Below are 13,360 nucleotides of genomic sequence, written 5' to 3'. Positions count from 1 at the left end.
AATTCACACCAGCCAACCCAGACAGACATGCCATGAAGACCATCCATCACTCATCGAAGTCCACGTCCACGTCCAATCACAAATCCAATGACCCATCACTCAGCGTGTTTGTGCCCGCCGCGTACGAAGACCCACATGTCTATCGACAGCTCGAGGAATTACTGGATCAAGTCTGTGAAGCGGTCTCTCCAGTTTGGCCGCTCAAAGATTGGGTCGCAGTCAATCCGTACGCCGGTTTCACAGAACGTTCCTTCTTCGAATCCCGAGACCACCTGCAAGTCTTCTCGCAGTGTGAACTGCTGCCGACGATGGAACACTTTGCCTCGCAGTTTCGATCCGGAGCACTGCAGCGGCCCCACATTGAAGCCGCGGTGAACGAGACCGCCACGGCAGTTCAGAATCATGGAGCTGACCAGGCATTGTCTGTTGTGGATGAGGTGCTGGAAGCATTGACCAAGGCTTCGTCGGCTGCGGCATCGAAAGATTGCTCTTCGGCGAAGGCGAAACCGCTTCCACCGATCGCGACGATTGCTTCACGACTGACGGCCCACGGACCGGTGGACTGGACTGAAATGGTTCACCAAGAGATCGGCAAGCATTGCTCGGCTCACTACGACGAAGGCCAATCGAAGTGGGGGAACCCCTGGCAGAACCTGCCTCTGTATCAAGCCTGGCGAAACACCGCGCGGTGTGATCGCGGAATCGAAATCCTCGGATTGCCGGGCTTTCGAAAGTTTGTGAACGACCTGCCTCACACGGCCGAAGCGACAATCGTTCATTTGCTGCAACGAATGAATCTTCCACGATCGCTCTGGGAAACGTTTCTGTTGGCACATGTCTTTTCGATGCCCGGTTGGAGCGGTTGGACCAAGTACCAAGGTTTGCAAACCGACCCGCTCGGATCCGGCAAATTCCAACACGACGACTTCCGTGGCTTCCTGGCGATGTCATTGGCCTACGACGTCGCGATCTCCGAAGCCTTCGCGTTTGAAGTCGACTGGACATCGCGGTTGAATGCTCAAAAGCTGAACGCAGCTTCCTCCGACGACTCCTGCAAAGAGTTTCGAAAGATCCTTCTGCGAGCGTCGGAAATTGCCTATCGAGACCAACTGCTGGACTCGCTGCCATCACCTGCCCCCGATGCGTCCGAATCGGCCGCCAATCTCGATCAACCGGCGTCGCGTCCGATCGCCCAGATGGCGTTTTGCATTGACGTTCGATCCGAGCGATTGCGGAGGCATCTGGAAAGCGTCTCCGCTGACATCGAAACAATTGGTGTGGCAGGGTTCTTTGGACTGCCATTCGAGTACATTCCGCTGGGCCAAGCCTCTGGCGATGTCCACGCCCCGGTCTTGCTGAAATCGAGTTTTTCACTGCAGGAAAAGGCATCCGACTGCGTCTCCGCTTGCTCCGGCCAACATCCTCTCGTCCCGCACAGTTCCACCCCCACGACCACTGAGGCGGCACGCCGAACAGAAATCAGCACGTGGAAAAAACGGTGGAAGCAATTCCAAACTTCCGCCGTTGGCTGCTTTTCGTTCGTGGAAACCATGGGGCTGCTCGATGGCATCGAGTTGGTCGGTCGGTTGCTGGGAAAGAACCTTCGTCAGTCTGGTCCCGACAACCAACCTGGAGTGACCGCGGAGGGGCGAACGCTCTCACTGGATCTGGATGGACTGTTGCAACAAGGCATCGATCTGGACCAACAAACGGACCTGGCCGAAGGCCTGCTGACCACGATGGGACTGACCAACCACTTCGCCCCGCTCGTTGTTTTGTGCGGGCACGCCAGCCAAACCGACAACAACGCGATGTCCGCTGGACTGGACTGCGGCGCCTGCGGCGGACACTCGGGTGCCCCCAACGCTCGGTTGGCCGCCACTCTATTGAATGATCGACGGATTCAAACGCGATTGGCCGAGCGAGGCATTGAGATTGGAGCGGACACTCACTTCTTGGCGGCGTGGCACAACACCACCACCGATCAGATCGAATGGCTGGACACCGAATCCATTCCTCCATCGCATCAATCTCGAGTCTCGCAGTTGCAAAGCATTGGGAACGAGGGCAGCGAATTGACTCGATGCGAACGCCTGCCATTGTTGGACGAAAGCTCGTCTGAATCGCTGGCTGCCCGAGCCGCGGACTGGTCGCAAACGCGTCCCGAATGGGGACTGGCGGGCAACGCCAGCATGCTGATTGGCCCCCGAAGCTTGACGCGAGAAATTGCCTTGGACGGCCGTGCCTTCCTACACAGCTACCATGCACAGTCCGACCCCAGCGGTCGCGTCTTGGAATCCATCATGACCGCCCCCATGGTCGTCGCACACTGGATCAACATGCAGTACTACGCCTCGACCGTGGATTCGCATCATTTTGGAAGCGGATGCAAAACCGTCCACAACGTGGTCGGCCAATTTGGAATCTTCTCCGGCAATGGGGGTGATCTTCAGGCCGGTCTGCCGGAACAATCCCTCCGAAATGGTGAACACATCGAACACATACCGTTGCGACTCCAAACCGTTGTGGTTGCCAACCGAGAGGCAATCGATCGAGTGATCGCCGCTCACACCACGGTACGCAATTTGTTGCAAAACGGCTGGGTGCACTTGGTCGCCATCGAAAACGATCAAAAGTACCGCTACCAACCAAATGGATCTTGGGTTCAACTGCAGACCAACACAGCCTCCTTCACCTCTCAGCGTGAGAAATCATGGCAGCTCGTGGGGTCGGTTGAATGAACTTCCGTTGCAGATTCACACCTGTTGTGTTTCGCGATCCCCCCTGCCGTGGGCCACTTTTTTCTTCTCGGTTCTCACTGCTTGGTCATTGATGATGGTGATTCCTCCCACGATGAAGCGTGACGCGACGTTCGCGGCCCGACATTCGTTTGCACCTTTTTGATTCGCATGGATTCCTCTTCATTTTCTGACGCGATTGCTCCGGACGACCAGTCCATTTTGCGATCCTTGACTCGGATTGGGCAAAGCCTTGGGCTGCCGATCGATTTGGCCGACGTCCTGTCCAACGAATCGATGCCAGAGGACGAAGATCCACTGTGGGTGCTGCAAACCAGCGCCATGCAGGCCGGCATCGTCCTGGACGAAACCCATGTGGACTCGGGCGCCGAAGCCTTTGGCTTTCTCAGCGAAGGCAACCCGATCGTCCTGGCCTACAACGATGGGTCCCTGCGAGTCCTGGAAAAGGCGAACTGGCGATCGGTCGAAATGTTCACCACGAACGACCAAGTCAATTCCAAGGTGATCAGCCGTTACAAACTTGGGCAACTGTTCACGACGTCGCCCGCGCCCCGGATGCTGATCGCTCGCAAGCAATTTGAATGTGACTCTGTCTCCGCCACCTCCCATGGCCATGCCGGCGATCATGCGTCGCCCACACCGATGCGCCGGTTCATCGCGTTGTTGAACCTGGATCGCCGTGATGTTTGGATGGTGGTGCTGTTTGCTCTTGTCGCCGGCGTGCTGTCCTTGGCCACGCCGCTCGCCGTCGAATCGTTGGTCAACGTGGTCAGCTGGGGCACCCAGTTCCAACCATTGATTGTCTTGGGGTTGATGCTGCTGACATGCCTGGCAATCGCCGGGGTGCTCCGCTTGCTGCAAACCGTGGTCGTGGAAATCATCCAGCGGCGGCAATTTGTTCGCATCGCCAGCGACCTCGCCCACCGCTTTCCTCGAGCCAATCAAGAACACCTCCGGGGCGAATGCCCTCGCGAACTCGCGAACCGTTTCTTTGACATCATGACGATTCAAAAGGCGACCGCGGTGCTTTTGCTCGATGGTGTCTCCATCGTCCTGACAACGGTCTTGGGGATGGTCGTGCTGGCGTTCTACCATCCGTTTCTGCTGGGATTTGACATCGTGCTGGTCATCGCGATGGTCTCCTTCATCTGGGTGCTCGGACGGGGCGGAATCCGCACCTCGATCGAAGAGTCGATTGCCAAGTACCACGTCGCGCATTGGTTGCAGGACGTGATCGCGCAACCCTCCGTGTTCAAAACCAGCGGTGGCGAGGGGTTGGCCATTCAGCGAACCGACCGCCTGACCGCCGACTACATCGCCGCCCGCCAACAACAATTCCGAGTTGTGATTCGGCAAGTCGGTTTCGCAATCACGGTGCAAATCATCGCGTCAACGGCTGTCTTGGCGCTGGGCGGATGGTTGGTGATCGGCGGAGCCCTGACATTGGGACAATTGGTCGCCAGTGAACTGATCGTGACCGTCGTTGTCGGTGCATTTGCCAAGGCTGGCAAATCACTGGAGAAGTTTTATGACTTGATGGCCGGCGTCGACAAAGTCGGCCACTTGGTGGACATTCCCGCGGATCAAAGGATCGAAATCGGACCGGTCGATGAGGGACCTGCCCAGGTGACTTGGTCCAACCTCTCGTTTCGTGGCACCGCTTGGTCGTCGAAGATCCCCGCCGCGACCATCCAACCGGGGGAACGAGTTGCGATCACCGGCGACGACATCAGTGGACGCTCATGCTTGGCTCGTTCCATCGCCGGGCTGATCGATGTCCCGGAAGGTCTGATCCAAATCGCTGGCATCGAAGCCGCTCAGGCAGCCACCTCGGGAATGGGGAAACTGGTCAGCTACGCGGGCGCCCGCGATATTTTCCGAGGAAGTGTTCGCGAGAACATTGACCTCGGACGTCGAGGCATCGGGCAACACCGAGTGCGTGAAGTGACCGGACAAGTCGGACTCACCGCCACGATCGAACAACTCGAAAACGGTCTGCAAACAACCCTGCAAACCGGTGGCTACCCGCTCTCAGAAGAACAAATTCTCCGCCTGCTGATCGCGCGTGCCTTGGCCGTGCGTCCCAAACTGCTGGTCATCGATGGTTTGCTGGACGATCTGGACGAATCCGTTCGTGCCGCGCTCTGGCCACACCTCGCACCCGAAACTCCCAGCTGGACCTTGATCGTCTTCACCAACCGCAAGGACGTCGCCGAACGCTGCGATCACACCTTGTTCATTCGCCGTCCATGAGGCGGATTGCCTTTGCCTGCATCGCGTTTCACCCCCTTTGAAACTGTCACGAATCCATTTCCCGATTTCAATTTTAGCGATAGGACGCCAGCCTTCCGGTCTCACGGCACCAGAGGGCTTAAGCCGTTGCGTTGCGACGCGATGCGATCGAAGGACGACTGCTTTGACGTTTTGAATTGCTGAACCATCCACCCCATACAACCACATGATTCACGGCCATCACTCGTCCGACGACTTTGCGTCGATGCAACTGGTCCGCACAGGCAATTGGATCCGCTTCGTCGGCAAACTCACGTTTGCAGGCTTGCTGCTGTCGATCATCGCGATGGTGTTTGTTCCCTGGCAACAAACCGCGAAAGGCATTGGCACCGTCGTCGCGATCGACCCGCAAGAACGCCCGCAACCGGTTCGCAGCCCTTCCAAGGGCGTGGTGGAATTCGTCAAAGCGGGTCTGCGGGAAGGCAGCTACGTGGAACAAAATGAATTGCTGCTGCGATTGTCTCCCTTCTCGGTCGACGGCATCTCGCAGATGGACACGCAAATCATCGCGATGGAATCCAAAGAGGCCGCCGCGCTGTCCGGACTCGAAGTCGCCAAGCAAGCTGTCACCCTGCAGGAAAGCGGCGGACGGAGCTTGACCGAATCACTGAAACAAGACCTCGAGGCGTCCAAACAAAAATGGGAACAGGCCAAGAATGAGGTGACATCGATGGAGGCGGAACTGCAAGACAAACGCAATCAACTGCGGATCGCCGAAGACGTCGCGGGCAAGGGCCTGGTGTCGCGAGAGGAATTGTTCAGCAAACGGCAAGCGGTCGAATCGCAGGTCGCGAAGGTTCAAAAATCTCAGAACGCAGTCCATGAATTGTCCGCCGCTCTGATCTCCAAGGAAGAAGAAATCGAAGCCAAAATGCAGGACATCGCGATCAAAAATCGAGACGCGGAGCAAAAAGTGCTCGACGCGATGCAAAAGATCAACACGATCGAAAAGGAAATCTTGGATATCCGGAACAAGCGTGGCGAACTGGACCGACTCGAAATCCGAGCCCCTCGTTCGGGACGCATCCAAGATTGGTTTGGCGTCGAAGGCAGCGACACGATCAAAGAAGGCGATCAACTGTTCGTGATCGTTCCCGACACCGATGAGCTGGCCGTCGAAATGAAAGTCAGTGGCAATGACATGCCCCTGATCCAAGAGGGGGCCCAGGTCCGCCTTCAATTTGAGGGATGGCCCGCCGTCCAATTTGTCGGTTGGCCGTCCGTCGCCGTCGGCACGTTTGGCGGCAAAGTCAACCGAGTTTTCCCGACCGACGATGGGCGAGGTAACTTTCGAGTGCTGGTGACCCCGGACAATCATTTTGATCGGGAGAATGGTTGGCCAGATGACCGATATCTCCGACAAGGCGTCCGTGCAAATGGTTGGGTGCTGCTCAAACGCGTTCCCTTGGGACAAGAGATATGGCGTCAACTCAATGGATTCCCACCGGTCGTGGCCAACGAGGAACCGGAAGAATCAAAAGACAAAGCATCCAAGATCAAATTGCCCAAGGCATAAAGTCCACCTGGGCCGCAAACTCTGCCAGCTCATCCGCGAACCGACATCGCACTCGGCTCACGTTCGTGATTGTGGCTGCCCTTGCGTCCTTGCATCTCGCGACACCCAACCTCGCGCGCGCCCAAGATGCTGCTACTGCGAGGACGATGATCGAATCCGATTCGATGTCGTTCCAGCAGTTCCTCAGCGTGGCGCACAGTGAACAAGCGGAGCCTGCAGCCGCACCAACCACGGATCCGCTTGCCGCCCCCATCCCTGCGACCAATGGCTCCGCGTCCACCGCCGCGGCCACCAACGACGACGCTCTCGTCTTGGCCGACGTCATCGCCAGCGTTTATCGTTCGTACCCAGAGATCCTGCAGGCTCGCCAGCAAGCCGGCTTGACCAGCGGGGAACTGCTTTCCGCGCGCGGGGCGTACGACGTCAAACTCAACGCGTACTCGTTGGCGGAACCAACCGGGTACTACGAAAACTATCGCAACGGATTGAAACTCGCTCGGCAAACCTGGTGGGGCGGCTACGTCGAAGCCGGGTACCGGATCGGACGCGGTTACTACCAACCTTGGTACAAAGAACGCCAAACCGATGACGCGGGCGAATTCAAAACCTCGCTCATCCAGCCGCTGTTGCAAGGCCGGGCGATTGACCCGCAACGCGTTGCGGTCTTCCAAGCCTCTTTGGCACGACAAGCCGTTGGGCCGACGGTTCAACAAACGTTGCTGAGTGTCTCGCTGGACGCCACCACGAATTACTGGCAATGGGTCGCCGCCGGCTCGGCTTTGCAGGCCCAACAGGAGCTCCTGAAATTGGCCGAGGAACGCGGCAAGCAATACGAAGCGGGTGTCGAAGCCGGCAAGTTCCCCGAGATTGATTTGATCCTCAACCAACAACTGATCGCGGAACGCGCCACCAAGGTCCTGGAAACCGAACGCAAGTATCGCGAGACCGCCTTCAAGCTGGGACTGTTCCTACGAGACGACGGGGGCCGCCCGATCGTTCCCGATGACCAATGGATCCCGCAGAAATTCCCCGCCATCCAGCCACCACCACCGGGTGACTTCCAGGCCGATCTCGCCGCCGCCCTGTCCCGACGCCCCGAGCCTCAGATTCTGCAGTACCAAATTCGCGGCATCCAACTCGATCGTCAACTCGCCTGCAACGAAATGCTGCCGCGTTTGGACTTCGTTGCCGAAGCTTCGCAAGACATGGGTGAACCGGCGACCAAGTCCGACGACAAGGGTGAATTCGAATTGGTAATCGGCTTCACCAGCGAAGTCCCGATCCAACGACGCAAGGCGCGTGGCAAAGTTCAATCGACCACGGCGAAAATCGCTCAAACGAATCAGAAACTGCGTTTCGTTCGCGACAAGATCGGCGTCGAACTGCAAACCGCCTACAATGCCCTCTCGTTGTCCGGCCAAATCGTCGAGCAATCCGAAGCGTCATTGCGGGCCAGCATCGACACGCTGGGTCGCTATCGATTCGCGTTCGAACGAGGCAAGATCGATCTGATCTACCTGAACCTGCTCGAAACGAAAGCCAACGAGACCGAAATCAAACTGATCGAGGCCCAGCAAAACTGGTTCGCCGCATTGGCTCAAATGCAGATCGCACTTGGTTTGGATCCACTCGAACAAGCGATGACGGTTTCCCAACTCCCCCCCAGTGACCTGCCCACTTCACTGGACCTGCAAGACAATCCATCCGACCAAGAGTAGGTTACTCGAGCAGGGCCTCGTGCAGAGCCTCGTGTACGGGCTCGCGAGCTCGCTCCAAACCATCACTCTCGATCCTGGAAAAGCTTCCAGCACCACCGAGTCTGACCAAGGGAACATCATGTTGACGGAACTTGTTTATTGCAGTGTTGCAACGCGCGACATGTCCGCGGAGGGCCTGAAAAGTTTGCTCGACCAGTCGCGCCAAAAGAACGCTCGTTTGAGCGTGACTGGCATTCTGCTCTACAGCGACCAAACCCGGGAGTTCATTCAGTTGATCGAAGGCGAGCAAGACACCATCGAACAACTGATGCAAGTCATCACCGTCGATGATCGCCACACCTCGGTCGACGTCATGTACCAAGGAAACATCAAAACCCGAAGTTTCGATGATTGGTCGATGGCCTTTCGAAAGCTCGATGACGTGGATCCGCAGCTGATGGAAGGCGCCACCACCTTCCAGGTTGACTCTTTGCCGGCCACGATGCTCAACGGCCGAACCAGCCGAGCGAGGACGCTACTGGCGACGCTCAGCAAAGGGCTTTGAGAATCGCAGACATGGGAAAGGTCGATGACACTGTCTCGGCACACTTGCGAACGCTCGTTGGAATCATCTGGACGCAGGTTGCTTCCATGGCCAACGGAATGCGAAGCCACCGCTTGAACCGAGCGATCGGCTGTCCTGCTCCGGCACGCGACCGCCGGTGAACACGGCAAAGCACCTCGGTGCGACTCTCGCCATCCCGTTCACTTCGGTGTGGGAACCGAAAGTTTTTGCAGGGCCGCGATGATGTCATCCGGTTCGGCTCGGGTTCGATAGTCGACGTTGACGTAGCGCCACGCAACCACGCCGTCATTGGTCAGCACAAACGTGCCCGGAATCGGCAGCACATCTCCGTTTCCGTTGTTGATTTTGCTCAGCTCGAGCCCGCGGTCCTGCTTCATGTGATCGGTCAATACAGCCGGGACCTTCCAAGCCACGCCGTATTGCTCCGCGACGCGCGCGTCCTGGTCGGACAAGACCACAAATTGAAGTTCGTCACGTTCGGTTTGCGACAGTGACTCGTCTGGCACTTGGGGACTGATCGCCACCAACTCCGCACCGAGGTTGTGAATCTCAGGCAAGCGTTCCTGCATCGCGCGCAGTTGCAAGTTGCAGTACGGGCACCAGCCACCACGATAGAACGTCACGACCACGGGACCGCGATCGAGCAACTTGGCAAGCGACACCGTCGCGCCTTTCGCGTTTGGCAATTCGAATCCGGGAGCCTGCTCACCGACGGCGATCGCGTTGCCACCGTCCTGAAACCCCTTGGCCTGTGCCAAGAGCTCATCGACCGACTGCATGAATTCCGGTTTCGCTTGCCGAGTCCTTTCAATCTGGGCGTCAGTTTGTTGTTTGAGGCTGGTCATGCTTGGTCCTTGAGAAGTGAAGAATGATTGAATGATGAGCAATCAACCGGTGCCCCCGCCAAGGAGGCCGTATCAAGGACCGAAGGGACGCAGCCACGGCAACCACGCCGATGCGGCCACCACGTCCAACTCACCCCTGCCGGAACAAACGCTGCGTCCTATTGCCCGCTGGTCGCGCTGCGTCTGCTGGCTGCCGGAACAGCACTCCGCTTGGTCCGGCCTACTTTGGGTCGGCGCATAAAAAAAGCCCGGGCCTGTTGGTCCGGGCGATGTTCGAAGAAGTACCGAAGGAGGGACTCGAACCCTCACTGGATTGCTCCAACTGGATTTTGAATCCAGCGCGTCTGCCAATTCCGCCACTTCGGCTTCTTCTGAAAATGTCGATGAGGCCGCTGGCGACCACACGAAGATAGTTTCGCGGGGGGATGTCTCCACAAGGAAGACGTGCCTGGCTCCATCGAGACGCGAATTATGTCGAAGCCTCCTCGATCCCGCAAGACGGGTTCAGGCGATCTTTGCCGCCTCCGGCGCGATTGATCCCAACCGGTCAAACCATTGAAACGAAGATGCCAATGATCCGGCCTGTTCCTCGGCCCCAATAACCCAGGCGACACCAGAAAGCTCGTCGCTGAGCGTCTGAATCCCGTCTTTCCAATCGTGACCCCAACCGAAATCGTTCAGCTAGAATGGACGCGTCCTGTTTCCCTCCTCTTTCCCCCCCCTGAACCCAACGCCATGCTTCACCGCCGTTTCACCACGCTTGCTCTCTCGCTCGCCGCTTTGTCCCTGCCCACGCTTTGCTCACCCAGCTTTGGCGAGGAGTACCTCAACGGGATCACTTGGCAGACGCCACCGATCATCACCCCGGGTGCCACGGCCGCTGACCCACCCTCCGACGCAACGGTTTTGTTCGGCGGTGCCGAGGACGTGCAGAACTGGAAAAACATCCAGGGCTGGACAACCGATGGCGATGTTCTGGTCACCGGAAAAGGCACGGTCACTTCCAAGGAAGAGTTTGGCGATTGCCAACTCCACGTGGAGTGGTCGGCTCCGGTCCCAGCCAAGGGCAACGGCCAAGGTCGCGGCAACAGCGGCATTTTCTTGATGGGTCGCTACGAGATTCAGGTGTTGGATTCCTACGAGAACCAAACCTACCACGACGGCCAGGCTGGCGCGATCTACAAGCAAACCCCGCCGGCTGCCAACGCCATGCGTCCGCCAGGCGAATGGAACACCTACGACATTTTCTGGACGGCCCCTCGCTTCACCGAATCGGGTGAACTGGAAAGCCCCGCCTACATCACCGCGGTTCACAACGGCGTGCTGATTCTGAATCACTTTGAATTGAAAGGTGACACGCCTTACAACCGACCACCGGCGTACTCAGCGCACGGCCCCAAAGGCCCAATCTCATTGCAGGATCACAGCAACCCTGTCCGGTTCCGCAACATGTGGGTGCGAGAGTTTCAATCGGCCTCGGGCGAACAAACCCGCGAGCCCTTCCTTCGCGACGGCAAGAAAGAAACGCCCCTCAGCGAAGCGGAGTGAACTCCCACCAGCTCACTGAAACCGGACGGCAGGCACACTCCCGTGTGCCTGCTACCAATGGAGCGGTATTGGGCCCGAGCATGGGAAGGGGCGTGTCCTGCCCTCCCCCGGAAATCTCACTGCACGCTCGCTTCCCGACCCCTCCCGCTGCGGAGGTCGTGCAGTTTTTTGGTGCTGGGTTTTGGCGGGTTTCTGCAGCAACCACCCATCACAACCCGAAGCGTGAGCGAGGGCCCCCCCCCAACTCCCACGACGGCCCCATCCGGGGCGACCGTTTGTTTTCCGGCATCGGTCTCTCGGGGCTTCCGCCCCGAGCGAAGCATGACGGCCCCATCCGGGGCGATACCCAGACGCCCGCCACCATTTATTTTTCGAACGTCCCAAGGGAGGGTGATCATAAACGCTTGGCAACACGGTACTTCAAAACTGCACGACCTCCACAGCGGGAGCGGGCGGGAAAGCGAGCGTTCAGTGAGATTTCCGGGGGAGTGGCAATCCGCGCCGCTCCCCATGCTCGGCCCTCACCCTCGCGTACGCCTGAACGGCGTCGCTCGAACTCCCCAAAAACTTCGTTTCGAGAGAGGTGCACCGTACGAAATCCCGCTTGAAATCGGCGGGTTCCGGACAAAACCGCAACGAAACGGTATCGGGGGTGAACGTTTCGCTTGGCCCCGGCATCCAAGGTCATCGAACGCCAGGAGAAGCGATGGAGGAACAATCCTTGTCACGCCATTCTTCCCAAGTCTCATTGCAACGATTCTGCGTGTTGTCCGGATGGAATGCGTCGCAACGTCACTTTCTCGACTGAACGACGTTGTCGCGACTGGCGAGACCTTGAACCAAGTCCTGGTTGTTGGGGTACAATGAGAACCGTCCGTCTTTCCCCCTGCTGAATCACGCGATGCCATTTCACGACACGCTCGGACTGAGGCTGTTTGCCAGTTGCTTTTTGTTCGCTCTGGCGATGCCTCACTCGGTGAGTTCTGCGCAGATTGTTTCGGGAGTGCCCTCGACGTTTGGCGGCGCGCCGCCTCTGCCGCCTGGGGCGATTTTGGTGCCGCCGGCACAAGCCCTCCCCCGAGTGGTCCCGTCAGGTCCCGTCACGCAAAACGCGTTCGCTCAAGATTCTGGTTCCGGAGCTTTGGCGGATCAATCGGGCGGCACCTTCATTGAGCCACCGTTTGAATTGGAACAGCTGGTGGCCACAGGGGGCGTCCCGGCGTCCTTGGGACAATTGCGTTTGTTGCAGCGGCAACAACAACGCGTCGCCGCGGCGGCGGAAGCTTGCACCGTCAGTGTTCAAATTGGACCCGCTCAAGGTTGTGGCGTGATCATCACTTCCACGGGTTATGTCTTGACGGCAGCACACGTGGCGATGCGTCCTGGCAAGTCCGCCATGCTGACGCTCAACGACGGCCGAACGGTCACTGCGAAAACATTGGGGATGAACCGCAGTGTCGATGCGGGACTGATGAAGATCGATCCCGGCCAGAATGCTCGCGATTCGGCTGGCCGTGAAATCGGTTGGCCGCACGCCTCGTTGGGAACCAGCGAGAATCTAAAGTCTGGGATGTGGTGCATCGCAACGGGGCATCCCGGCGGGTACGAAGCCGACCGAGGCATGGTGACTCGGGTGGGCCGAATCTTGGCCGTCTATCCCGACCGGTTGGTGACCGATTGTGCGTTGATCGGAGGAGACTCTGGCGGGCCGCTGTTCGATTTGTCGGGCAAGCTGATTGCGGTGCACAGTCGGATCGGAAACGATGTCGCCGACAACTTGCACGTTCCCGTGGACCACTACAATGAGCACTGGGACAAGATGCAGGGTGGCAATGCTTGGGGATTCTTGCCGGGCTTTCGTCCGGTGCTGGGGATCCGGGGCAACAGCGAAGGCGGAATCGCCAACGTGGTGCGAGTCGGTCCGGGATCACCCGCGGATCAGGGTGGCATTCGCGAGGGTGACCAAGTGGTGACGTTTGGTGACGTGGACATCACCGATTTTGAATCATTGAAGTCCGCGGTGTCCGACACGATGCCCGGCGAACGAGTGAAAATTTGGCTGCGACGTGATGGCCAACCTGTCAAAGTGATTGTGGAGATTGGCCGTGGAGATTGAC

Annotated in this window: 8 protein-coding genes and 1 tRNA gene; 7 read left to right on the top strand and 2 right to left on the bottom strand. The window is 58.2% G+C overall.

Annotation, left to right across the window (positions count from 1 at the left end; all coding sequences use genetic code 11):
- Positions 1-32 precede the first annotated feature (32 nt).
- The 5 genes from RISK_RS12485 to RISK_RS12465 all read left to right on the top strand — a co-directional run bounded on the left by RISK_RS12485 (position 33) and on the right by RISK_RS12465 (position 8,829).
- Positions 33-2,741: a YbcC family protein gene (locus tag RISK_RS12485; RefSeq protein WP_047814639.1), complete on the top strand. Its 2,709-nt coding sequence runs from the start codon at positions 33-35 to the stop codon at positions 2,739-2,741.
- Between the two features lie 168 nt (positions 2,742-2,909).
- On the top strand, positions 2,910-5,012 hold the full coding sequence (locus tag RISK_RS12480; protein ID WP_047814638.1) for a peptidase domain-containing ABC transporter: 2,103 nt from the start codon (positions 2,910-2,912) through the stop codon (positions 5,010-5,012).
- A 205-nt stretch (positions 5,013-5,217) separates the two neighbouring features.
- Positions 5,218-6,567, top strand: coding sequence for an HlyD family secretion protein (locus RISK_RS12475; RefSeq protein ID WP_047814637.1), 1,350 nt, complete (start codon positions 5,218-5,220; stop codon positions 6,565-6,567).
- Between the two features lie 146 nt (positions 6,568-6,713).
- Positions 6,714-8,285, top strand: coding sequence for a TolC family protein (locus RISK_RS12470; RefSeq protein ID WP_083434957.1), 1,572 nt, complete (start codon positions 6,714-6,716; stop codon positions 8,283-8,285).
- A 118-nt stretch (positions 8,286-8,403) separates the two neighbouring features.
- The gene (locus RISK_RS12465) at positions 8,404-8,829 is read left to right on the top strand and encodes a BLUF domain-containing protein (protein ID WP_047814749.1); all 426 of its coding nucleotides are present in this window, start codon (positions 8,404-8,406) and stop codon (positions 8,827-8,829) included.
- A 200-nt stretch (positions 8,830-9,029) separates the two neighbouring features.
- On the opposite strand, the gene RISK_RS12460 is transcribed toward RISK_RS12465, so the two are convergent.
- A complete protein-coding gene (locus RISK_RS12460; protein WP_047814635.1) occupies positions 9,030-9,695 on the bottom strand; it encodes a peroxiredoxin-like family protein in 666 nt (221 codons plus the stop codon).
- A gap of 282 nt (positions 9,696-9,977) precedes the next feature.
- Positions 9,978-10,061: transfer RNA gene (locus tag RISK_RS12455), tRNA-Leu, on the bottom strand.
- 369 nt (positions 10,062-10,430) lie between these two features.
- On the opposite strand from RISK_RS12455, the gene RISK_RS12450 reads away from it, so the two are divergent.
- Positions 10,431-11,243: a 3-keto-disaccharide hydrolase gene (locus tag RISK_RS12450; protein ID WP_047814634.1), complete on the top strand. Its 813-nt coding sequence runs from the start codon at positions 10,431-10,433 to the stop codon at positions 11,241-11,243.
- Between the two features lie 889 nt (positions 11,244-12,132).
- Positions 12,133-13,359 carry a S1C family serine protease gene (locus RISK_RS12435; RefSeq protein ID WP_047814748.1) on the top strand — a complete coding sequence of 409 codons (1,227 nt, stop codon included), beginning with the start codon at positions 12,133-12,135 and terminating at the stop codon, positions 13,357-13,359.
- Position 13,360 lies beyond the last annotated feature (1 nt).

This window comes from Rhodopirellula islandica, assembly GCF_001027925.1.
GTDB lineage: Bacteria > Planctomycetota > Planctomycetia > Pirellulales > Pirellulaceae > Rhodopirellula > Rhodopirellula islandica.
Note: the sequence above shows the minus strand (reverse complement) of the source record. Positions and strands in the feature narration are given on the sequence as shown.

What these genes read in the sequence shown, in the direction of transcription:
- RISK_RS12485 (WP_047814639.1), top strand. Translation starts at nt 33, where the DNA reads ATGAAGACCATCCATCACTCATCGAAGTCCACGTCCACGTCCAATCAC.
- RISK_RS12480 (WP_047814638.1), top strand. Translation starts at nt 2,910, where the DNA reads ATGGATTCCTCTTCATTTTCTGACGCGATTGCTCCGGACGACCAGTCC.
- RISK_RS12475 (WP_047814637.1), top strand. Translation starts at nt 5,218, where the DNA reads ATGATTCACGGCCATCACTCGTCCGACGACTTTGCGTCGATGCAACTG.
- RISK_RS12470 (WP_083434957.1), top strand. Translation starts at nt 6,714, where the DNA reads ATGATCGAATCCGATTCGATGTCGTTCCAGCAGTTCCTCAGCGTGGCG.
- RISK_RS12465 (WP_047814749.1), top strand. Translation starts at nt 8,404, where the DNA reads ATGTTGACGGAACTTGTTTATTGCAGTGTTGCAACGCGCGACATGTCC.
- RISK_RS12460 (WP_047814635.1), bottom strand. Translation starts at nt 9,695, where the DNA reads ATGACCAGCCTCAAACAACAAACTGACGCCCAGATTGAAAGGACTCGG.
- RISK_RS12450 (WP_047814634.1), top strand. Translation starts at nt 10,431, where the DNA reads ATGCTTCACCGCCGTTTCACCACGCTTGCTCTCTCGCTCGCCGCTTTG.